The 22267-nt window shown below is 57.1% G+C and carries 17 protein-coding genes; 15 read left to right on the forward strand and 2 right to left on the reverse strand.

The genetic code is table 11. From position 1 onward, the window contains the following. Positions 1 to 9 precede the first annotated feature (9 nt). Entirely contained in the window at positions 10 to 450 is a 441-nt protein-coding gene (locus tag HCU74_RS06025) for a VOC family protein (RefSeq protein ID WP_168449511.1), read from the reverse strand. Positions 451 to 565: 115 nt separating this feature from the next. Between HCU74_RS06025 and HCU74_RS06030 the strand changes: the two genes are divergently transcribed. The 5 genes from HCU74_RS06030 to HCU74_RS06050 all read left to right on the forward strand — a co-directional run bounded on the left by HCU74_RS06030 (position 566) and on the right by HCU74_RS06050 (position 8186). Continuing rightward, positions 566 to 1039: a flavodoxin family protein gene (locus tag HCU74_RS06030; RefSeq protein ID WP_168449512.1), complete on the forward strand. Its 474-nt coding sequence runs from the start codon at positions 566 to 568 to the stop codon at positions 1037 to 1039. 188 nt (positions 1040 to 1227) lie between these two features. Continuing rightward, the gene (locus HCU74_RS06035) at positions 1228 to 3591 is read left to right on the forward strand and encodes a TonB-dependent receptor (protein WP_168449513.1); all 2364 of its coding nucleotides are present in this window, start codon (positions 1228 to 1230) and stop codon (positions 3589 to 3591) included. 239 nt (positions 3592 to 3830) lie between these two features. After that, positions 3831 to 6356 (forward strand): TonB-dependent receptor, encoded by a 2526-nt coding sequence (locus HCU74_RS06040; RefSeq protein WP_168449514.1) that lies wholly within the window; start codon positions 3831 to 3833, stop codon positions 6354 to 6356. Between the two features lie 186 nt (positions 6357 to 6542). Next, positions 6543 to 7505, forward strand: coding sequence for an XdhC family protein (locus HCU74_RS06045; RefSeq protein WP_168449515.1), 963 nt, complete (start codon positions 6543 to 6545; stop codon positions 7503 to 7505). 42 nt (positions 7506 to 7547) lie between these two features. Continuing rightward, positions 7548 to 8186: an NTP transferase domain-containing protein gene (locus tag HCU74_RS06050; RefSeq protein ID WP_168449516.1), complete on the forward strand. Its 639-nt coding sequence runs from the start codon at positions 7548 to 7550 to the stop codon at positions 8184 to 8186. Here the strand turns inward: HCU74_RS06050 and HCU74_RS06055 are convergent. Continuing rightward, a complete protein-coding gene (locus HCU74_RS06055; protein WP_168449517.1) occupies positions 8169 to 9035 on the reverse strand; it encodes a LysR family transcriptional regulator in 867 nt (288 codons plus the stop codon). The genes HCU74_RS06050 and HCU74_RS06055 overlap by 18 nt on opposite strands. A gap of 115 nt (positions 9036 to 9150) precedes the next feature. Between HCU74_RS06055 and leuC the strand changes: the two genes are divergently transcribed. The 10 genes from leuC (at position 9151) to trpA (ending at position 22254) form a co-directional block, all read left to right on the forward strand. Further along, the gene (gene leuC, locus HCU74_RS06060) at positions 9151 to 10572 is read left to right on the forward strand and encodes a 3-isopropylmalate dehydratase large subunit (RefSeq protein ID WP_168449518.1); all 1422 of its coding nucleotides are present in this window, start codon (positions 9151 to 9153) and stop codon (positions 10570 to 10572) included. A gap of 10 nt (positions 10573 to 10582) precedes the next feature. After that, on the forward strand, positions 10583 to 11233 hold the full coding sequence (gene leuD, locus HCU74_RS06065; RefSeq protein WP_168449519.1) for a 3-isopropylmalate dehydratase small subunit: 651 nt from the start codon (positions 10583 to 10585) through the stop codon (positions 11231 to 11233). Between the two features lie 140 nt (positions 11234 to 11373). After that, positions 11374 to 12441: a 3-isopropylmalate dehydrogenase gene (leuB, locus tag HCU74_RS06070; protein ID WP_168450038.1), complete on the forward strand. Its 1068-nt coding sequence runs from the start codon at positions 11374 to 11376 to the stop codon at positions 12439 to 12441. Between the two features lie 95 nt (positions 12442 to 12536). After that, positions 12537 to 13652 carry an aspartate-semialdehyde dehydrogenase gene (asd, locus tag HCU74_RS06075; protein ID WP_168449520.1) on the forward strand — a complete coding sequence of 372 codons (1116 nt, stop codon included), beginning with the start codon at positions 12537 to 12539 and terminating at the stop codon, positions 13650 to 13652. Beyond that, on the forward strand, positions 13652 to 14617 hold the full coding sequence (locus HCU74_RS06080) for an Asd/ArgC dimerization domain-containing protein (RefSeq protein ID WP_168449521.1): 966 nt from the start codon (positions 13652 to 13654) through the stop codon (positions 14615 to 14617). Before asd ends, HCU74_RS06080 begins: the two co-directional genes overlap by 1 nt. Positions 14618 to 15002: 385 nt before the next feature. Then, complete coding sequence (locus HCU74_RS06085; protein ID WP_168449522.1) at positions 15003 to 18626, forward strand: FimV/HubP family polar landmark protein; 3624 nt, start codon at positions 15003 to 15005, stop codon at positions 18624 to 18626. A 5-nt stretch (positions 18627 to 18631) separates the two neighbouring features. Then, on the forward strand, positions 18632 to 19525 hold the full coding sequence (gene truA, locus HCU74_RS06090; protein ID WP_168450039.1) for a tRNA pseudouridine(38-40) synthase TruA: 894 nt from the start codon (positions 18632 to 18634) through the stop codon (positions 19523 to 19525). A 35-nt stretch (positions 19526 to 19560) separates the two neighbouring features. Next, positions 19561 to 20196, forward strand: a complete 636-nt coding sequence (locus HCU74_RS06095) for a phosphoribosylanthranilate isomerase (RefSeq protein WP_168449523.1) — start codon at positions 19561 to 19563, stop codon at positions 20194 to 20196. Then, a complete protein-coding gene (gene trpB / locus HCU74_RS06100) occupies positions 20197 to 21420 on the forward strand; it encodes a tryptophan synthase subunit beta (protein ID WP_168449524.1) in 1224 nt (407 codons plus the stop codon). A 12-nt stretch (positions 21421 to 21432) separates the two neighbouring features. Continuing rightward, positions 21433 to 22254: a tryptophan synthase subunit alpha gene (gene trpA / locus HCU74_RS06105; RefSeq protein ID WP_168449525.1), complete on the forward strand. Its 822-nt coding sequence runs from the start codon at positions 21433 to 21435 to the stop codon at positions 22252 to 22254. Positions 22255 to 22267 lie beyond the last annotated feature (13 nt).

Below are 22267 nucleotides of genomic sequence, written 5' to 3' on the forward strand. Positions count from 1 at the left end.
ATTCAGCGCCTACCATTCGCCGGTGTTGGCCATCGAAAGCCAAGGCTCCTGTGCAGGCAGGGGTTCACCTGCCTGCAGTAGCTCAATCGAAATATTATCCGGCGAGCGCACGAAGGCCATATAGCCGTCCCGTGGTGGCCGGTTGATGGTGATTCCCGCGGCCTGTAGTTGCTCGCAGGTGTCGTAGATATTGTCCACCTGAAATGCCAGGTGGCCGAAGTTGCGTCCTCCCTGATATTCCTCCGGGTCCCAGTTGTAGGTCAGTTCGATACAGGGGGTCTTTTCCCTGTCGGCGCGCTCGCGGTCGCCGGGGGCGGCGAGGAAAATAAGGGTAAAGCGGCCCTGCTCACTGTCCTTGCGCGATACCTCGTATAGCCCGAGATAATCGCAGTAAAACCGCAGCGATGCGTCCAGATCGCTGACGCGAACCATGGTGTGAAGATATTTCATAGCGTGTCCTGCTAGACTTTGCCGTGGAAGTTTTGCCGTAGGGTAGCGAAAAGTGAGAGACGCGACAAAGGGAAAATGGGGGACGGGAGAGGCAAGGTGCGAGACGAGGTGTGAATTGACGCAGGACAATACAGAGTCAAAAAAACTGCTGGTGGTGTATCACAGTCAATCCGGTCGCAATGAGCGTTTGGCCTATGCTGCCGCGGCAGCGGCAACCGAGGAGGGGGTTCAGATACGTTTACTCCGGGCAATGGAGGCGTCCTGCAAGGATCTGATCTGGTGTGACGGTGTGCTGCTGTGCACGCCGGAGAATTTTGGCGCCCTGTCCGGCGGTATCAAGGACTTCCTTGATCGCTGCTTTTATCCCGCTATCGACCGCAACCTCGTGCGCCCCTATGCGCTGATGGTCTGCAGCGGCAATGACGGCAGCAATGCGGTACGGCAGTTGGAAAAAATTGCAAAGGGCATGGGGCTGAAACCGGTGGCGGAGCCCTATGTGTGTCATGGCAGACCCAATGACGCGCATTTGGCTGCCGCTCGGGAGCTGGGGCAGGCTTTGGCAGCGGGGCTTGAACTGGGCGTGTTTTGACCGCGAACCCTTTCCTGAAGCGTGTGCGGCGCTGAGTCAGCTTTCTTACGCGGGTTGTTGTTTTTGCACAAAATTTTCTTTGCTGGAAATTAGACAAGCGGATAATTCGGGCTAGACTCAGAGTGTCCAGGGCGAGGGCTGTCATCGCGGAGTCCTCTCGGTAAAAAAATAAAAGTGAGATCCAGCATATGAAGTCCAAATCGCGTTATTCCATGCCTGTTATTGCTGCCAGTGTGCTTTTGGCGCCCGGTGGGGTGGTAGCCGCCCCGGTGCTCGAAGAGGTGCTGGTGACCGCCACGCTGCGTACGGAGAGTTTGCAGGATGTTCCGGTGTCGGTGAACGCGGTGAGTGGCGAAAAAATGCAGGAGGCGGGGATCGATAAAATAGAAGATCTCCAGGCCTATGTGCCCAATCTGTCGATGTCGGAAACCGGTATCGGCACCAATATTTATATTCGCGGTATCGGCTCGGGGATCAACCCCGGCTTTGAGCAGTCGGTGGGAATGTACTTCGACGGGGTGGCCTATTCCCGTGCTCAGCTGACCCGCGCGCCGTTTTTGGATCTGGCTCGAGTGGAAGTGCTGCGTGGCCCGCAGAATATTCTATACGGCAAAAACAGTATCGCCGGTGCGCTCAGCCTGATTTCTGCCAAGCCCAGCGATGAGCAAGAGGGCATGGCCTCGGTGTTGTATGAGCCCGATCACGGCGAAAAAATTGTCGACCTGGTGCTGTCGGGGCCGCTGACAGACAATCTCGGCGCGCGCATGGCACTGCGCAAAAGAGAGATGGATGGCTATATCGAAAACACCACTATGAACCGCGACGAGCCCTCCCGCAATGAGACTACGGTGCGCGCGATTCTCGACTGGGATGCCACACCGGATCTGTCGGCGATGTTGAAATTTGAAATAGGCAAATTCAATGTGGATGGTCGCCAGATCGAAATTGTGAACGACCAGCCCTCCACCAATCCCAATTTTGGTGGCTTGAGCTACACCCAGATTCTGGTGGCGAGTTTCGGTGCCGATCCATCAACATTGGATAACACCCTGAACTACAAGCGCTCCTCCAACGGCGACTACAGCGATAACCGCACCCGCAATATCACGCTGAACGTTGATTACGCCCTCGGTGAAGGCACCCTGACCTTTATTACCGGTATCCTCGAATACGAATTCTCCGAACTGTGTGACTGTGACTTTACCGGTGCCAATGTATTCAGCGTGCCCTTTGAAGAAGACTACAAACAATATAGTCAGGAAATTCGCTGGGCATCGCCCGTTGGCGGCACTCTTGAGCATATCGGCGGGCTTTACCTGCAAGCGAGCAGACTGGACTTCTTCGATACCATCGTGATCGACAGCGATATTCTGCCGCGAGCTGTTGCCGCGCGCACTGGCTCGCAGGCTGCGGGTGACTCTATCGCCAACACCACCACGCCGCGCCACTTCGCCTCTGACGCGGATCTGTGGTCGGTATTCTGGCAGACCACCTGGCATGTGAGTGAACGATTCAGAACCAATTTCGGTCTGCGTTACTCCCAGGAAGATAAAGAAGGTAGTCGCAGCCTGACCGTGGCCGACCTCGAGGGCAACGAGCGTCCTTTGGGCACGGTCGATGGCGTGCTGGCGGGTGTGTTTAAAATTGAGCGCCACGATCTGGCGGACAAGCAGAGCACCGATCAATTTGCGCCTTCCATAAACGTACAGTGGGATGCTACGGACAACGCCATGGCCTACGCTACGGTGAGCCGGGGCTATAAATCCGGCGGCTTTGATGCCCGCTCCAATGGTTCTCCCAGCCCCGCACCAAACGCCGGTGGCACCAGTATTGTCGGCTCCTTTGAATACGACGAAGAGCAGGCCACCAGTTTTGAAGTGGGGCTCAAGACCAGCCTGCTTGACGGCCGGGCAGAGCTTAACGTTGCTGCCTTCCTGACCGAATACGACGATCTGCAAGTCAGTATATTTGACGGCACCCTTGGCTTTAATGTCGGCAACGCCGGTGCCGCCGAGACCATGGGCCTGGAATTTGATGGCCGTTTGGCGATCACCGAAGAGTTGTCCATGACGGCGGCTCTGGCCTTCCTTGACTTTGAATTCACCGAGTTCGAAAACGGCCAGTGCTACCAGGGACAGACCCCGACCCGTACGGTTAATGGTGTCAATTTCTGCGACTACGAGGGCAAATCCAACCAGTACGTTGCTGATTATTCCGGTAATGTCGCCTTTAACTACGTGTCGAGCTTTGGTGACGGTATGGAATTCCGCGCTGCCACCGACTTTGTCTTCACTGACAGCTATAACTCCTCGCAGAACCTGGATCCGAGTCAGGAGCAGGATGGCTACGTGAAGGTGAATATGCGTCTTGGGCTGGCTGATGTGAAGGACGGTTGGGAAGTTGCCCTGGTCGGTAAAAACCTCACCGACGAGGAGGTGGTGAGCTACTCCAATGATACACCGCTCGCCAATAGCAGCTTCCAGAGTATCGGCCACTATGCCTTTGTCGAAAGACCTCGTAGCGTCGCTTTGCAAATGAGTGTGCGTTGGTAGGTACCAGGTCTCAGTCTTAACAAGGAGCGCCCCAATGCGGGGCGTTTTTTGCAATAATTGACGTGGAGAAAAACGGCGTATACGTAATTCGAGCCATTGCGCACATTACCAATTTGTTATATGTTGTCGGCGATTACATACAAAAGCCTCGGTCATGCCAATGGGTGAGGTGATATCTAGAGGGTGGTTTTGGCAATGCCGAAGCTGGCCATAACAAAAACAAGGCATCTGGAGGTCACATGACCTTGAAAAGTTCTATTTCACGTTTCCGTCATTCCGCGCTTGCTGCTGCAGTTTCGGTTGCCGCGTCGCAGTCTATTGCTGCGCCGATGCTCGAAGAGGTTGTGGTTACGGCCACCGTGCGCGCGACCAGCCTGATGGACGTTCCTGTCTCCGTTAACGCCGTGAGCGGCGATAAAATGGCTGAGGCGGGTATCGGTAAGGTAGAGGATCTACAGGCCTATGTGCCCAACCTCACCATGTCGGAAACGGGTATCGGTACCAATATCTATATCCGCGGTATCGGCTCCGGTATTAACCCCGGCTTCGAACAGTCGGTGGGTATGTATTTCGACGGTATCAGCTATGGGCGTGCCCAGTTGACCCGTGCGCCCTTCCTCGATTTGGCCCGGGTAGAGGTGTTGCGCGGCCCGCAGAACATTCTTTTTGGTAAAAACAGTATTGCAGGTGCCTTGAGCCTGATTTCGGCGCGCCCCGGCGCGGAATTTGAAGGTCAGGTTTCTGCGACCTATGAACCCGATTTTAACGAACAGATTCTCGACGTTATTCTTTCTGGCCCCCTTAACGACTCAGTCGGCGCTCGCCTTGCCATTCGCAAGCGCGATATCGATGGCCATCTGGAAAACCTGACGCTGAACCGCGACGAGCCAATACGCGATGAAGCGACGATCCGCGCCATTTTTGAGTGGGATGTCAATGCCGATCTGGTTGCCGCACTGAAACTGGAAGCGGGTAAATTCGACGTAAATGGTCGCCAGATTGAGATTATCAACGATAACCCCTCTACCTCAGATACCGACGCCTTTAACGGTCGTACCTATGGTGAGATCCTTGATCGCACCCAGATCACGGTAGGCCCTGCGGTAATTGTGGACGTTGATGCCGACTCCTCGGTGTTGAACAATTTCCAGGATTACAAACGCTCCTCTAACGGTGACTACAGCTACAACGACACCTACAACATGACCCTGAACGTGGATTGGTATCGCGAAGGTCACCAGTTCACCTTTATTACCGGCATTTTGGGGTATGACACTGCTGAGCTGTGTGACTGTGACTTTACCGGCGCCTCGGTATTCAGTGTTGCTGCAGAAGAAAACTACGAGCAATTCAGCCAGGAATTCCGCTGGGTATCGCCCGCCGGGGAAGAGTTTGAATTTATCGGCGGCGGCTTTGTGCAGTTGAGCGACCTTGAGTTCTTCGACAGTATTCGCGTTGAAAGCGATATACTTCCTCAGCTGTTGAACGCCGCTGACTTGCAGGAAGGTGGTGCGCGAGGCGAGCGGCCTCCGTTTGATACCCAAGGTGGCCCAACCATCAGTGGTATTCCTCTGGTTGCCGGTGGTGTTGGTGACGCGGGTGATGAAATCATCAACCTGGGGACGCCGCGGAACTTTAGTACAGAGACACAGCTGTTCTCTGTCTTCCTGCAAACGACCTGGAATTTTGCTGACGACATGCGCGGTACCCTTGGTCTGCGTTATGCCTATGAGCAAAAGGATGGTAGCCGTAGCCTGGACTTCTCCGATATCTCCACCGGTCAGCGCCGGGACGAGGGGGAAATCGATACGGTTGTGGCTAAGAACTTCTCTGCAGAGCGCCATGACCTGAGCGGATCGCGCACCGAGCAAAATGTGTCGCCGTCGCTGAATATCCAGTGGGATTACGACGACGAAATGATGATCTACTCTACTCTGGCGCGGGGCTTCAAGTCCGGTGGTTACGATGCGCGTTCCAACGCCTCGCCCGAAGCTAACCAGATTCGTGCCTTGCAGAATCCCGATAGCGAGCCGCTGATTCTGGTGGGTAGCTTCGAGTATGAAGAAGAGCAGGCGACCAGTCTGGAAGTGGGCGCAAAATCAACGCTGCTTGATGGTGCTGCCGAGTTGAATATCGCCGCTTTCTACACCGAGTATGACGATCTTCAGGTCAGCGTATTTGACGGCACCCTGGGCTTCAACGTGGGTAATGCGGGTGCAGCGCGCACTATGGGTATCGAGCTTGATGGCCGAATGGCTATCACTGAAAAGCTGATGATGACCGGTGCTCTGGCGGTACTGGACTTCGAATTTACCGAATTCGATACCGGCCAGTGCTACCAGGGGCAGCAGGCTGACACGGTTGTTGACGGCACCGAATACTGTGACTACAAAGGTAAAACTAACCAGTACGTTGCGGATTACTCCGGTAACCTGACCTTTGTCTACACCACCATGGTGAGTGACGACCTGGAATTCCGTGGCGGGGCTGATATTGTCTTCACCGGTGCCTACAACTCCTCGCAAAACCTCGACCCGAGCCAGGAGCAGGATGCTTACCAGAAGCTGAACCTGCGTATGGCGCTGTCGAATGTTGAGCAGGGCTGGGATGTTGCACTGTTGGTGAAAAACGCTACCGACGAAACCGTGATTTCCTACTCCAACGACACCCCGTTGGCGAGCAATATCTTCGGTTCGATTGGTCACTATGGCTTCATCGAAGCACCGCGTTCATTTGCCCTTCAGGGTACCTACCGCTGGTACTAAGCTGAAACGAACGCCCTTGATATGATAACGCCGCTTTATGCGGCGTTTTTCGTTATTGGGGAAGGGATCGTTTTCGGCTCTTGCGCCGTAGTGGGGGTAAGGTCGCAATCGTCGCGGTCACCCTGGGCCGAGAAATCCTCCCCATGTACTATCTCAATGTGTTGTTGATAAAAGGCGGGTACTCCATTGCAGAGTATTGATCAATTGATTGTTGCTGCCGCTGCTGATGCCCTGGAGCAGGGGCGGCGCGGCTGGTTGTGCTGTATAGCGGAAACCTTTGGTGCCTCGCCGCGCCCCCTCGGCTCGCTGTTGTTTCTCGATAGTGACGGCAATCTGACCGGCTCGCTGTCTGGGGGCTGTATCGAAGATGATTTGCTTGAGCGTTTGGCGGCGGGGCAGTTGGCCGTGGGTGCGCCGGAGGTCATCGAGTATGGCGTGACGCCGGAGGAAAACGAGCGTTTTGGCCTGCCCTGCGGTGGTCGAATGCGGATCGTGATTGAGGCGCTTGACGAATCGAAGCTGGCACTACTGCGCACGCTGGCCAGTGCCTTGGCCCAGCGCCGGGTGCTGAGACGTTATGTCGACCTTGTCGGTGGCGACTGGCGACTGGAGGAACGCAAAGTGTGCGAGCCCCTGTGCTTGGATGAAAACACTCTCATTCAGGACTTTGGTCCGCGCTTTCAGTTGCTGTTGGTGGGGGCAAATGAACTCGCCCGCTGTATCTCGGAGATTGCTCTGGCAATGGACTATCGGGTGGTGGTGTGTGACCCCCGCGCCGATCGGCTTCAGCAATGGGGTTTGGCCGGTGTTGAGTTGGTCGGTGATATGCCGGACGATGCGGTTATGGCCTATGCCCGGGATGCCCACAGTATGGTTATTACCCTTACCCATGATCCCCGTATCGACGACATGGCCTTAATGCAGGCCTTGCTGGAGGACATCTTCTACGTTGGTGCACTGGGGTCAGAGCGCACTTCGGCCAAGCGCCGGGAGCGTTTGCGCCTGCTGGATCTCAGCGAGGACCAAATCGCCCGGCTGCACGCGCCGGTAGGGCTGAACATCGGCAGTAAATCGGCGATGGAGATTGCTGTGGCGATTATGGCGGAATTGACCCAGTTACGCGCCAGAGGGAGTCGACGTGTTGCCTGATTATATTTTGTGTGGCTGTCCGCTCGCCGGTGGATTGACCCCGTGACCTTGCCACTACTCATTCTGGCTGCGGGCAAAAGCCGTCGCTTTGGCGCAGAGGACAAGCGTTTTGTCACTATGCCCAAGGGCGGTCCCTTGTTGCCGGCACTTATTCGTCGCGGCGGGAAGGCGGGGCTGGACGTGTGGGTGGTGCTGGACCCTGCCGCCGAGGACGCGCCCCGAGTGACTCAGCAGCTAAGCTGTCCCTGGTTGTTCGCCGCGAATGCCAGCAGAGGGATGGCCTCCAGTATCGCTGGCGGCGTCAGTTTACTGCGCCAGTACTACCGGAAAATCGAGCAGTCCGAGCCTGACGCAGTGTTGCTGATGCCCGCGGACCTGCCGTTGATCAGAATTCACACCCTGCGCGCCGTCGCCGCCGCTGCCGCCGCCGATACCATTGTTCAGCCTTTTTGCGGTGATAAAAATGGCCACCCGGTAGCCTTTGGTCGCCGGTTTTGGTCGGAGCTAATGACCCTCGATGGAGATGGCGGTGCCAGATCGGTTATTCAGCGTCACCCTGCTGCACAACGCTCGCTGGTGGTGGATGATGAGGGGATTTACCGCGATGGTGATACCCCGGAGCTGATGGCCGCGACACTGGCGCGGTTGGATCCACCTGATGACTCAGGGTGTGGGCAATAGCTCGATAAAGGCCTCGGCGGCGTTCGACAGGCTGCGGCGTCGGTGGTGAACGCAGCCGAGGCTGCGACTCAATTTCAGGTCTTGCAGCTGCAAGGCGGTCACGGTGTCATCCACCAGTGTCAGCGGCAAAATGCTCCAGCCGAGACCGATACTGACCATCACCTTGATGGTTTCCAGATAGTTCGTGGACATGCCAATGTCCATTTCCAGTCCCTGATCGTCGAAGAGTTGTTTGATAATCTGGCCGGTATAGGTGTTCAGGCCCGGTGGAATGGCGGTGTATTCGCTGAGCATTCTGGCGGTGACCACAGGTGTTGCAGCAAGGGGGTGGTCGTGGGCTACCGCTACGGTCAATGTGTCTTCCCATACCCTAATAAACTGTAGCTGGTCTTCCTGACTGGGCGACAGGGTAATCACCGCAAGGTCCATTTCGCCGTGCAGGATGCGTTTGTGGGCTTGCTCAGAGTCCATAAAGTCGATGTCCAGCTGCACCTCGGGGTAGCGTCGGGAGTACTCCCGCAGTATCGGCGGCAGCCGGTGCAGCCCGATATGATGGCTGATGCCCATGGTCAGGCGGCCGGATACACTGCCGCGCAAATCGTTGATCCGTCGCTGGGCTTTGCGAATATCCAATAGAATTTGCCGGGCTTCCGGGAGCAGGGCATTACCGGCTTCGGTGAGGTGGACATGCTTGCCGATGCGATCGAACAGCTTGCACTCTAACTGTTTTTCCAATGTGGCAATGCGTTTGCTCACCGCTGGCTGAGTGAGGTGGAGTTGGTTGGCGGCCAGAGAGAAGGAGGCGTTTTCCGCCACCGCTAAAAAGGCTTGTAATGATTGGGTGTCCATACGGCGATTTTATCTATTCCATATTGGAATTCAAATAATAAAAAATATGAATTTGTGTTATTTGTTTGGGCTGAGTAAAATTCGTCCATTCAGAAATATATTTCAGGACGAGGTCATGGCCGGTAAAACGCTTTACGACAAATTATGGGACGCGCACTTGGTTAAGGAGCGCGATGATGGCACCGCGTTGATCTATATCGATCGCCAGCTGGTGCACGAAGTTACCTCTCCGCAGGCCTTTGAGGGTCTGCGCCTGGCTGGGCGCAAGCCCTGGCGCACCACCGCCAATATCGCGACCCCGGATCACAACGTCCCTACTGTGTATGCCGAACGCAGCGCCGGAGTCGCGGGCATTAAAGACGAAGTGTCGCGGATTCAGGTGAAAACCCTGGACGACAACTGTGAAGAATTCGGTATCACCGAATTTTCGATCAACGACGAGCGTCAGGGTATTGTTCACGTGGTTGGCCCTGAACAGGGTGCGACCCTGCCCGGTATGACAGTGGTTTGTGGCGACTCCCATACCGCAACCCACGGCGCACTGGGTGCTCTGGCTCACGGTATTGGCACCTCCGAGGTCGAGCACGTATTGGCGACCCAGTGTCTGATCCAGAAAAAAAGCAAAAACATGCTGGTGCGGGTCGATGGCCAACTCGGTAAAGGGGTGACGGCCAAGGATGTAGTGCTGGCAGTGATTGGCAAGATCGGCACCGCAGGTGGCACTGGCTATGCCATTGAGTTTGGCGGTGAAGTGATTCGCAAGCTGTCGATGGAAGGGCGTATGACCATCTGCAATATGGCCATTGAAGCCGGTGCCCGAGTAGGTATGGTGGCGGTGGACCAGACGACCCTCGACTATGTGAAAGGTCGGCCCTTTGCGCCAAATGAGGCGGAGTGGGAGCAGGCCGTTGCCTATTGGAATACCCTGCACAGCGACAGCGATGCGGTATTCGACAGTGTAGTGGAATTGAACGGCGCAGAGATCCAGCCGCAGGTGACCTGGGGAACCAGTCCGGAAATGGTGCTGCCGGTGGGAAGTACTGTACCCTCGCCAGAGGATTTTGCCGATGCGGCATCGCGCAGTGCCTGCGAGCGGGCGTTAAGCTATATGGGGCTGAAGGCGGGCCAGGCGATCACCGATATCAAACTGGACCGGGTTTTCATTGGCTCCTGCACTAACTCGCGCATTGAAGACCTGCGTGAAGCGGCGGCGGTGGTCAAGGGCCGCAAGGTGGCGGCAAGCTTGAAGGAAGCATTGGTTGTGCCTGGCTCTGGTCTGGTGAAAAAACAGGCAGAGGCCGAGGGACTGGACAGGATTTTTCTCGAGGCGGGGCTGCAGTGGCGGGAGCCGGGTTGTTCCATGTGCCTGGCGATGAATGCCGACAAGCTCGGCGCCGGAGAGCACTGTGCTTCTACGTCCAACCGTAATTTTGAGGGACGTCAGGGCTTCGGGGGGCGCACCCATCTGGTCAGCCCGGCGATGGCTGCCGCTGCGGCGGTTACCGGACATTTTGTTGACGTACGCGAGCTGATTTAAGGAGCCTGCCATGAAAGCATTTACGACATTAGACGGTGTTGTTGCGCCGATGGATCGCGCCAACGTCGACACCGACATGATTATCCCCAAGCAGTTTTTGAAGTCGATCAAGCGCAGCGGCTTCGGCCCTAACCTGTTCGACGAGCTGCGTTATCTCGACGAAGGACAGCCCGGGCAAGATTGCAGCGGTCGCCCGTTGAACCCGGATTTTCCGCTGAACTTCCCCCGCTATGCGGGAGCCAGTGTGCTGCTGGCGCGGGAAAATTTCGGTTGTGGCTCCAGTCGCGAACATGCACCCTGGGCCCTTGAAGATTACGGTTTTCGCTGTGTGATTGCGCCGAGCTTCGCCGATATTTTCTTTAATAACTGCTTTAAAAACGGTGTACTGCCCATTGTGCTTCCCGCCGATGTGGTCGATGGCTTGTTTAAAGCGGTCTACGACAATGAGGGCTACCGTTTGGTGGTGGACCTGGCCGAGCAAAAAATTCGCCGACCAGACGGCAGCGAAATCGGTTTCGAGGTTGATGCCTTCCGCAAGCACTGCCTGCTCAATGGTCTCGATGACATCGGTCTCACTCTGCAGGACGCCGACGCCATTGCTGAGTTTGAGCAGCAGTGGCAGAAAAAGTCGCCATGGCTGTTTCGGGCCCATTCGGCCTAGCTGGATGATTCGCCGGTGTGGGTGACCGTGCCGGTTTATTTTGACAACGGGCGGCGACGCAATTATGTTGCAGCGCCCGTCACCACTGAATTTGATTAAAGGAAATCACTGTGTCAGAAAGCAGCTCCCGCAAGATTTTGATGTTGGCCGGCGACGGCATTGGCCCGGAAATTATGACCGAGGCACGCAAGGTGCTGGAGGTTGTGAATGCCTCGCAAAACCTCGGACTTGAACTCGACGAGGCGCTGGTTGGCGGCGCGGCGATCGATGCCTTTGGCACCGCCTTGCCCGACGACACCTTTGCCAAATGTGCTGATGCAGAAGCCATATTGCTGGGGGCTGTCGGTGGGCCGAAGTGGGACACGCTCCCTCCGGCAGATCGCCCGGAAAAGGCCGGGCTGTTGGAGATTCGCAAGCGCCTGGACCTGTTCGGCAATTTGCGTCCGGCCATTTTGTATCCGCAACTTGCCGGGGCGTCGTCCCTCAAGCCAGAGCTGGTAGCGGGGTTGGATATTCTGATTGTGCGGGAGCTGACCGGTGGCATTTATTTTGGTCAGCCACGGGGTATTCGCGAACTGGAAAATGGCGAGCGCGAAGGTTACAACACCTACGTTTACAATGAATCGCAAATCCGCCGTATCGCCAAGGTGGCCTTTGAATTGGCGCAAAAGCGGGGCGGACGCTTGTGTTCGGTGGATAAGGCCAATGTGCTGGAAGTGACCATGCTGTGGCGGGAAGTGGTGCAGGATATGGCCAAGGACTACCCCGATGTAGAGCTGAGTCATATGTATGTCGACAACGCGGCTATGCAGCTGGTGCGGGCGCCGAAGCAATTCGACGTGGTCGTTACCGGCAATATGTTTGGTGATATTCTGTCGGACGCTGCGGCTATGCTCACCGGTTCCATTGGTATGCTGCCGTCGGCCTCGCTGGATGTGAATGGTCGCGGTATGTACGAGCCTTGCCACGGCAGTGCGCCGGATATTGCAGGGCAGGGTATTGCCAACCCCCTGGCGACTATTCTGTCGGTAGCCATGATGCTGCGTTATTCCTGTGCGGAACCGCAGGCCGCGCAGCTCATCGAAGACGCGGTAAGCCGCGTACTGGATCAGGGCCTGCGTACAGCAGATATTTATTCAGAAGGGTGTCGCAAAGTCAGTACCTCGGAAATGGGCGACGCCGTTGTCGCGGCATTGACCCAAGGCTGAGAGCGCGTGACCCGCATCCGCTGCTGAATGCAGCGGGTCTCCTTGCGGCATCGCCAGGGGTTGTTGCCGCTCATACATTGTGTTGGAGAGTTGTTATGAAAGTCGGATTTGTAGGATGGCGTGGCATGGTCGGCTCGGTGCTGATGGGCCGCATGCTGGAAGAAAATGATTTCAACGGTATTGAGCCGCAGTTTTTTACCACCTCGAATGTTGGCGGTCAGGGCCCCGACATCGGTCGCGACATTGAGCCGCTGAAGGACGCCATGGATATTGCCGCCCTCGCACAGATGGACGCGATTATTTCCTGTCAGGGTGGCGACTATACCAAGGCGGTATTTGCTGACCTGCGCGCCAGCGGTTGGCAGGGCTACTGGATCGACGCCGCATCGTCGCTGCGTATGGCCGACGACGCCATTATTATCCTCGATCCGGTCAATATGAATGTGGTCAAGGAAGGGCTGGCCGCCGGGGTGAAAAACTTCATCGGCGGCAACTGCACCGTGAGTCTGATGCTGATGGCCATCGGTGGCCTGTTCCGCGAAGGCCTGGTTGAATGGGTAAGCGCCCAGACCTATCAGGCCGCCAGTGGTGCGGGTGCGCAGAATATGCGCGAGCTGATCAGCCAGATGGGCTCGATCCGCGACGCCGTAGCGCCGGAACTGGCCGATCCGCGCTCAAATATTCTGGATATCGACCGAAAAGTGGCCGAGGCCATGCGCAGCGACAGCTTCCCCACCGACAATTTCGGTCACGCCCTCGCCGGCAGTTTGCTGCCGTGGATCGACACCCAGCTGGAAAATGGCCAGAGTCGTGAGGAGTGGAAGGGGCAGGCTGAAACCAACAAGATTCTCGGCCGCTCGTCCAACCCGATCGCCATTGATGGTACCTGTGTGCGCATCGGTGCAATGCGTTGTCACAGCCAGGCGCTGACCATCAAGTTGAACAAAAACTTACCGATGGCGGAAATCGAAGCCATTCTTGGCTCGGCCAACGATTGGGTAGATGTGGTGCCCAATGATCGCGATGCGACTCTTGAGCGACTGACCCCGACGGCCGTCACCGGCACGTTGAAAGTGCCCGTTGGCCGTTTGCGCAAACTGAACATGGGCGAGCAGTATCTGTCCGCCTTTACGGTTGGTGACCAGTTGTTGTGGGGTGCTGCGGAGCCGCTGCGCCGCATGCTGCGTATTTTGAAAGGTGATATTAACTGATGCCTAAACTGGCAATATTCGGTGCTGATAGCCTCGAGGGGGAGCAACTCCTCGAGGCGCTGGCAGGCATGGAGCCTGCTGTAGATATTCCCTTCCTGTTCAGTGTGGCCGAACACTCCGAGCCGATGATGTACGCTGGCCGCCCGGTGGCAGTCGAAAATCCCGCTAACGCGGATTTTGCAGCCATTGATATCGCCGTGTTTCTACCCGTCGAAGAGCCGTACTTCGAAGCGCTTGACGCCGCGGAGAAAGCGTCCTGCGCGATTCTCGACGCCAGCGACGTGCTCGCCCAGCGTGGCGATGCGCCGCTGTATTATGCCGGGGCGGAGCTCGCCGCCGGGGAGCGGATCGTGGCTATCGCCGATGCTGCCAGCAGCCATATTGCCGCTTTTCTCAGTAAAACACCGCAGTTGAAGCGCCTGGATGTGGCGTTGAATCAGTCGGTGTCGGCCCTTGGTAAGGTCGGGGTGGAAGCCCTTGCGGCGGAGAGTGCCCGGCTGCTCAACGGGCAGCAGATTGAAAACAAGCCACTTGGTGTGCAAATCGCCTTCAACGTCTTTCCGGCAGCGGCGGGTCGGTCGGCTGAGGTCGAGCAGAACCTGGCAAAACTGCTGTCGTCCACTGCGGAAGAGGCCACTGAGGTCAGTTGTCAGACCACCGTTGTGCCGGTGTTTTATGGCAATCTCTATATGCTGAAGGCGGAGTACCACGGCGAAGTGCCGCTCGCGGCGATTCGCGAGGCGCTGTTTGACGACCCCCGTTTTCGGGTGTTTCCCAACGAGGACGCGGCGATGGCCACACCGGCGGAATTGGGAGAAAGCGATTGTATCGATATCACCAATATGAGTCTCGATCGCGCCAATGCCTCTGTGCTCCGTTGTGCTCTGGTGGCCGATAATTTGCGCAAAGGTGTCACATTTAACATTATTGAGGCGCTTCGAATCTTGATAAAAATCGACACATAGCTAATATTTACGGAGGTTATCCGAGAATGATTCTAGGGAATCTCTACACAGGGCTATAGCATTGTGCCGGGGCAGGTCTGCCAGGGCCTGTTAACACTAATTGAATCATCAGCGGCGATGCATATAGCGTTAACAGGCCTTAATGCCGACAAGCACTTTGTCGGTTTTTCTTCGACTGAGCAGACGTGTTAAGTCGGCTCCGCTGACATGAGGGCCGTATTATGGCGCGCGAATTTTGCGCCATATTTGTACCGGTTCAAATATCGGCGTATTTCCTGCGGTTTTTTTGCAATGGATCTGGCGTAGATAAGATAGACTTGTAGGGATGTCCCAAGCTATGCCAAGCGTTTGAGCTATGCGGCCCAGAGTCGTGCAGGCGCAGAGGATGAATGTAGTTGATGAGCGCGCTCACCAAGCGGTGCTCTCGCGAAATGCGCAAAAACGAGACGGTGGAAATATGTTGAGGAAAAAGCTGGCCCAGGCGGTACTGGTCTACGGTGCCCTGCACGGCGAAATGGCAAGTGCAGTGGGAGTCGGTGAAATTGCACTAGCGTCCTCCCTTAATCAACCGTTTCGGGCGTTTATCCCGGTTCGGGAAGCCCAGGGTATAGAACCTGATCAGCTGAAGGTCGAGTTGGCCAGCCGCGAAGCCTACGCCAACGCCGGCGTTGACAGAACCCACTTTCTTACCACACTGCAGTTCTACGTCGAAGTCGGGCCGGATGGCCGGGGCCGAATTGTCGTCTCGACACCGCAGCCGGTGGTTGAGCCCTATCTCGATTTTATCGTTGAAGTCCGCTGGCCCAATGGCCGTATGTTGCGGGAATACACCGTGCTGCTGGATTTGCCGGAATTTCAGGCAGATTCTGCCGTCTCTCCAGCTCAGCAGGCCGGCCCACTGGTGAATGAAACTGCCGTCAGTCAGGCGGTGCGCCGGGAATCACAGGCCACGGTAAGCCCTGCGCCAAGCCGAGCGGAGCCGGGTGGTTCGCGAGGAGCGGTGGTGGTTGACCGGCCCCCGTCCCCCACCTCGGCGATCAAGCCGCGCCCGGATGCGCAGAAAACCCGTTTGCCAGCCTCGGCAGATGGCGATAAATACCGCATTCAGCATCACGATACCATGTGGCAGGTGGCCAGCCGCCTGCGCCCGGGAGCGTCGGTGACTATCGAGCAGACGATGATTGCACTGCTGCGAAAAAACCCCGATGCCTTCATTGGTAATAACGTCAATCGCGTCAAGTCCGGTTATGTTCTGGCGGTGCCGACGGAAGAGGAAGTGCAGCGTCTGTCCCATGCCGAGGCGGTGAGGGAGGTCAAACAACAGGCGCGGGATTGGCGAAACAATCGCAGCAGCGCCCGGCAAAGCAGTGCCGAGGCGGCCAGTAAGCCCGCGTCGGCACCCCAATTGGATGCCACCAAATCAGCCGACAACCAGAAAAGTGAAAGTGGCGGCGAAGCCTCGGCGCGATTCAGCATCGGCAGTGCCGGTGACAGTTCCTCCAGCGAAGAAGTGGACGCGCTGAGCAAAAAGCTGCGGGAAGAGCAGGAGTTGCGGGAAAAACTGCAACTGGAAAACGCCTCTATCGTCAGCCGTGTAGTCGAGATGGAAAAGCAGATCGACACACTGAACAAGCTGATCGCACTGAAAAATCGCGAGTTGGCGGCGTTGCAGGCGGGGCTGACCGCGCGCAATAGCAACGCGCAAAACGCCCAGGGCGACCAGGAACTCAGCGAAGAAATTCAGCAAATTGAGCGCGATCTCGCGCAGAATGTTGCGGCACTGGAGCAGCGCCAGTCCGAAAAGGCTGATTTGCAGGCGCAGGCTGGTGATAATCCGGCGGCGCCAGGTAAGGTTGATTCCCAGCAAGCGGCTGACGCCATTGCCATGGCGAAGGAATTGGCCGGTGAAAAGCCGCAGGCATCGCCGAAGGCTGACGAAGTGGAGGTGGTTGCCGACGCCGCGCCGGTAGCTGTTCAGGAGGCTCCCAAGGGGCAAGCCTGGTATCAGTCGGAGCTGGTCAAGTATGTCGGCGCGGGACTGGCTATTCTCGGTCTGCTGTTTGTGGCGCTGCGCCGCCGTGCTGCCGCGGGCGCGGAAAATGATCGAAGCGACGATCCAGCCATTCCCCAGTCTACTGCCACCGCCGCCCCTGGCGGCGGAGATGATTCCGCCTTTGACGATCTGGATCTGGATTTCAATAAAGAAGACACCGCGGAAATAGCGACGCCAGAGGCGGAGGGCGATACAGAGGCCGAGGCCTTCGGTACGGTGTCCGAGTTTGATTTTGCGGCCCTTGATGAGTCCCTCGACGAGGACAGCGGATTGGATTTGTCCGCTGACGATTGGGAAGATAAAAAGTCAACCGGCGGCAAGGACGGCGATGAGCCCGTCGAGGCCCAGACCAGCGACGTGATTTCCGAGGCGGAAATTTATGTCGCCTATGGCCGCTACGATCAGGCTGCCAGCCTGTTGAAAAATGCCATTGTCAAAGACCCGAAAAATACCAATCTCCAGGTCAAACTGATCGACGTGTACCTGGATACCCGCGACAAGGAAAGCTTTCAGGAAACCTTTGAACTGCTCCAGAAGAGCGGCGACCAGGATGCGATTGCCCGGGTTAAAGAGTCCATGTCGGCGATTGAAGGAGTCAGCGACTGGTTGAGCGGGGATAGCGCTGCGCCGTCATCAAGTACGTCCCTCGACGCGCTGGACGACGAACTGTCATTTCTCGATGACGAGCTGTCCGGCTCCCTTGATGATGCCGAACTGGTGTCGTCGGCAGAAGGGGACAACGTTGACCACTCCGAGGAATCGAGTACGGCCGCCGCTGATGGAGAGCTGGAAGGGCTGGGTGATGAATTAGCGGATTTTGACCTCGACCTGGATATCGATCTGGAGGATGAGGTCAAGGATGAAACAGCATCGAACAGCGAATTGGCGTCACGGGGTGACGGCGACGTGGCCGACTTTGAGCTGGATCTTGATGAGCTCGACAGCGAGATAGCCAGCCTGGACGCCGCTGCCAATGACACCGCGACCAAGCCAGAAGAGGGCGACGGAAAGGAGACAGCGGCCGGCGATGAGCTTGATGAATTCACGGCGTCGCTGGAAGAGTTCAGCTTTGACGACGTAGAGCTGAACTTCGACGAAGCCACCGAGACAATCGACACGGAAGACGCGGAAAAAGTGCTTGCCGAGTCTGATGCTGGCGGTCTGGGCGACTTTGAACTGGGTGACGAGCTGTCCATTGATGACTTGTCCCTCGACGACCTGTCATTCGATACAGAAACCCCTGAAAGCAGTGGCAAGCCCGATGCGGGTGAGGCCGTCGCAGCCGATGAGGTCTCTCTGGATGACCTGTCGATGGACGATTTGTCCTTTGGCGAAGGGGCCAGGGCCGATGATGCGATTGGAGGTACAGGGGCAGAGACCGAGCAAGTTCCCACTGAAGCCGCTGCGGATGTGGTAGACAGTCTCGCTGAGTTGTCGCTGGATATCGACGAAGATATTGCGGAATTGAGCGACGCCGGTGATCTTGAGGATTTAAGCGATCTCGATTCTGCTCTGGCGGAGCTCGATGCCGAGGTAGGTGATTTCGATTTTTCCGAGCCAGTCGAACCCGTTGAGCCCGCGGCGGAACAACCAACATCCGCCGAGGAAAAAGCAGACCAGGAACTGGACTCACTGATCGACGCCGCAGACCGCGATGCCGACAGCGAGGCCAATACCGATACCATTACTGACGACAGCACGGCCCCCACCACCAGCGATGTCGCGGCTATTGATCTTGATGATTTGGTGTTTGATGAATTCGACGCCAGTGCCGATGACGACGATATTGGCATGCTCAGCGATGGTGATGATGTGGCCACGAAGCTCGATCTCGCCCGTGCCTATGTCGAACTGGGCGACAATGACGGTGCTCGGGAAATGCTGGAAGAAGTCATGCAGGAAGGCAGTGAACAGCAGCGGGATGACGCCAGGGCACTTCTGGAACAACTTGCCTGATTGTGATGGAGTCAAGTCACTTGCCCGAGGGCTTTACTCGGGTTGACAGCACGCCACTGCCCGCAGGAACCCGCATTGCCATGGGCATTGAATACCATGGCAGTCCGTTTCGCGGTTGGCAGAGCCAGGCCAAGCCCCGGGTGCCGACGATTCAGGACGCCCTTGAGGGAGCCCTGTCCTCTGTTGCAGCCAAGCCGGTAACGGTAATCTGCGCAGGTCGAACCGACGCCGGGGTTCACGCCAGTAGCCAGGTGGTTCATTTTGATGCCCCCAGTCCGCGCTCACAAAAAGCGTGGCTGGCGGGCTGTAATTCCCTGCTGCCGGATGAGGTGGCCGTAAAGTGGGTGACGGCGGTAGACAGCGAGTTTCACGCGCGCTTTTCGGCCACTGCCCGGCGTTATCGCTATCTGATTCTCAACCAGCCAACACGCTCCGCTCAGCTGGTGAAAGCCATTACCCATTGCGACCAACCCCTTGATGCGGCACTGATGCACAAAGAGGCTCAATGCCTGCTGGGCGAGCAGGACTTCAGTGCATTTCGCGCGGCGTCCTGCCAGTCGCTCAGCCCGATGCGCAATATTCATTTTATTCGCGTCGAGCGCTTCGGCCGTCTGGTGATGATCGATATTCAGGGCAACGCGTTTTTGCATCATATGGTGCGCAATATCGCCGGGGTGCTGATGGCGGTGGGCGGTGGTCAGGCAAAACCCGGTTGGACCGCCGAGGTGCTGGCGAGTAAAGACCGTACCCAGGGTGGCGTTACTGCCAAGCCCCATGGCTTATATCTGGTAGATGTCAGCTATCCCGCGGCTTTCAACCTGCCCAAGGCGCCGATCGGGCCGGAATTTATCCGCACATTCGCGGCGGATTTTGCGGCAGAGGCGGACGAAATTTGCTAGTATTCAGGCCCCTTTAACCGCCTTGCTGAATCCGAGTGTCACGAACCCGCGTAAAAATTTGTGGAATTTGCCGAGAGGAAGATGCGCGCGCCGCTGTAGAGGCAGGTGCAGACGCCTTGGGTTTTGTGTTTTACGCCAAAAGCCCCCGCGCGGTGACGCCGGAGCAAGCTGCCAGTATTATTCGCGGGATTCCCGCCTTCGTCAGCACCGTTGGTCTGTTCGTTAACGCTGACCTGGATTTTATCAGCCGTACGGCGGCGCTGTGTTCCCTGGATCTTTTGCAGATGCATGGCGACGAATCCCCCGAGTTTTGTGCGGCCTTGCCGCGGCCCTATCTGCGGGCCCTGCGGATGCGCGACGGCCTGGATGTGACCCGTCAGGCTGCCGCTTACGTCGATGCGCGGGCCATTCTGTTGGACAGTTACAAACCGGGGGTGCCCGGCGGCACTGGTGAATCCTTTGACTGGGCGCGGATTCCACACCAGCGCGGCTTTCCGCTATTGTTGGCGGGGGGCTTGCACAGTGGTAACGTTGGCGCCGCGGTGGCGAGTTGTCGCCCCTGGGCGGTGGATGTCAGCGGCGGCGTCGAAATCGCCCCCGGTCAAAAATGCCCTGAAAAAATCAGCCAGTTTATTAAAGCGGTCGCCGATGCTGACCGCCTGGAGAGTTGAGTGAGTAGTTCGAAAAACAACGTCGATTATGCGGCGTTTCCCAGTAAAGAAGGCCACTTTGGCCGCTATGGTGGGCGCTTTGTATCGGAAACCCTGATCTTCGCCCTCGACGAACTGGAGCAGGCTTTTCTCCGTTTGCGCAAGGACCCCGCATTTCAGGCGGAGTTTGACCGGGATCTCGCCCACTATGTTGGGCGGCCATCGCCCCTGTACCACGCCGAACGTTGGTCCCGGGAAGTGGGGGGGGCACAGATTTACCTTAAGCGGGAAGATCTCAACCACACCGGTGCGCACAAGGTGAACAACACCGTGGGGCAGGCGCTGCTGGCGAAGTATATGGGCAAAAAGCGGGTTATCGCTGAAACCGGTGCCGGGCAGCACGGTGTGGCCTCGGCCACGGTGGCAGCCCGGCTAGGCATGTCCTGCCAGGTATTTATGGGTGAAGAAGATATCCAGCGTCAGGCCTTGAATGTCTACCGCATGAAATTACTTGGCGCCGAAGTGGTGTCGGTAAAGTCTGGCTCACGCACCCTGAAAGATGCCATGAATGAGGCGATGCGGGTATGGGTCACCGACGTCGATGACACCTTCTACATTATCGGTACCGCTGCGGGTCCGCATCCGTACCCTATGCTGGTTCGGGACTTCCAGTCGGTGATTGGTCGCGAAGCCCGCCAGCAATGTCTGGATAGCACCGGAAAATTACCCGACGCTCTGGTGGCCTGTGTGGGTGGCGGTTCCAATGCCATCGGGCTGTTCCACCCCTTCCTGCAAGACGAAGGTGTGGAAATGTACGGCGTTGAGGCCGGTGGGCATGGCTTGGCTACCGGGCAGCACGCGGCGCCTCTGAGCGACGGTCGCCCCGGGGTATTGCACGGTAATCGGACCTACTTGATGCAGGATGATAACGGTCAGATCAGCCATACCCACTCGGTATCGGCGGGGCTGGACTACCCCGGTGTGGGGCCTGAGCACTCGTGGCTGAAGGACATTGGTCGCGCTCAGTATGTGACCATCGACGATGAGGAAGCCTTAACCGCCTTCCGCAAGCTGACTCTGACCGAAGGCATTATGCCCGCGCTGGAATCCAGTCACGCCGTGGCCTACGCCGAAAAACTGGCGGCGACGATGAGCCCGGAACAAACGATCGTGGTGAACCTCTCCGGTCGCGGCGACAAGGACATTCATACCGTCGCAGGTATCGACGGTATTGGCATCGATTAACGGGGAAGTACATTGAGCCGATTAAGCAGTCTTTTTACAACACTGGCAGAACAGGGCCGCAAGGCGCTGGTGCCGTATATCGTGGCGGGTGATCCCGATCCCCGTTACACCGTTACGCTGATGCATGAGCTGGTCGCAGCAGGGGCAGATATTATCGAGTTGGGCATTCCCTTTTCCGACCCGATGGCCGAGGGACCTGTGATTCAGTTAGCCCACGAGCGTGCGCTGGCCCACAATACCAGCTTGAATCAGGCCCTTGATATGGTGGCGGAGTTCCGTCGCGAAGATAGTAAAACGCCAATTGTACTCATGGGCTATACCAACCCGGTAGAGCGTATGGGCTATGAAACCTTTGCCCGTCAGGCCAGCGACAGTGGTGTTGATGGCCTGCTGACGGTGGATATGCCGCCGGAGGAAGCGGCGGAGATCAGCGCATTGATGAAGGCGGTGGGGCTGGACAATATCTTTCTGCTGGCACCGACCAGCAGCGAGCAGCGTATTGCCAAGGTGTCGGCGCTGGCGACAGGCTATCTTTACTGTGTGTCACTGAAAGGCGTGACCGGTGCGGGCCACCTGGATGTCGATAGCGTAAGGGCACAGCTGGCGCTGATCAAAAAACATAGCACACTGCCAGTAACAGTGGGCTTCGGTATCAAGGACGGCGCATCGGCGGCGGCGCTGGCGCCGCTGTGCGAAGGCGTGGTGGTCGGCAGTGCCCTGGTTGACCGGTTTGCGAACTGGGATCACGAGGCGGATGCCGCTCCGCAGATAGCACAGGCAGTTGCGTTGATTAAAGAAATACGCGAGGCGGTCGATGGGGCGCCGACAAACTGAACGCGTATTATAA

This window comes from Spongiibacter thalassae, from assembly GCF_012272835.1.
GTDB lineage: Bacteria > Pseudomonadota > Gammaproteobacteria > Pseudomonadales > Spongiibacteraceae > Spongiibacter > Spongiibacter thalassae.